We start from the raw sequence: 866 nt of genomic DNA, 5'->3' as shown, positions 1-866 counted from the left end.
TCCCGCAGCGTGGGAGAGGGGGCTAGGGGGTGAGGGCACAAACACATTCCCCACCAGCTGGTAACCTTGCTTTTCCAGCTCTGCACGGGTGCGGAAGAGGTGCGAGTCGTTGGACATGTGGAACATCGCCATGAAGCGCACGTCCCAAGGGTTTTCACCCGTGCGTTCGTTAACCAGTACCGGCACGCGCTCGTAGATAGCTCTGGTCAGGTCGGCATCCTGGCGAGTGCGGAAAACGGGCAGGGTGCGGGTGTTGGGGTTGATGCGGGCAATGTCGTCCGCTGTGAGGGTGAAAACGCGACGCGGGTCGCGCAGGTGATCGGCATGGGTGGCGAAGAAGGTGAAGGTAGTGGCGTCGGTTGGGGTGCGGCCGCCGGTGAGGGTGAGCAGGCAGAATTTGTAACTGCGATGTACGCCGGGGAAGAGCGCTTCGCGGTTCTCAAAATCGAACAGACTGGCCAGTTGTCCCTGTTCCACCAGATCGGCGAAGAAGAACTGATTGGTGGCGTCGGTGGCAATGCCGGTAGGAATGATGATGCCGGCCCGCCCGCGGGGGCTGAGCAGGTTACGCACGCGCTCGGCAAAGACGGAATAGGTGTTGATGTCGCCGCGGCCGGTGAGGGGATATTGACCACTGCCCCGTAAAAAGCGGCTGGTGCTTTCGGCGCCGTGCAGGGCACGCTGGTAGTCGTGCCAGAGGGCGGGGTTGGTCTGGGGTAGGTCGGCGATCAGCCGTTTGCGGGCGGCGGCATTCGGAGCCCGAGCAATGGCGGTATTGCGGCTGGCAAAGAATTCTTCTTCCTGCAACTTGATGCGTTCCCAGGGTGGATTGCCGAGGATGACATCGAAGCCGCCCTCACCCCCCC

General features: G+C 62.4%; 1 pseudogene. It reads right to left on the bottom strand.

Going from position 1 to position 866, the window contains the following annotated elements:
• Positions 1–866: pseudogene (locus NW819_RS11115) on the bottom strand (hypothetical protein); the annotation flags it as partial.

The organism is Synechococcus sp. R8-2, assembly GCF_047461715.1.
Classification (GTDB): Bacteria; Cyanobacteriota; Cyanobacteriia; order Thermostichales; family Thermostichaceae; genus Thermostichus.
Note: the sequence above shows the minus strand (reverse complement) of the source record. Positions and strands in the feature narration are given on the sequence as shown.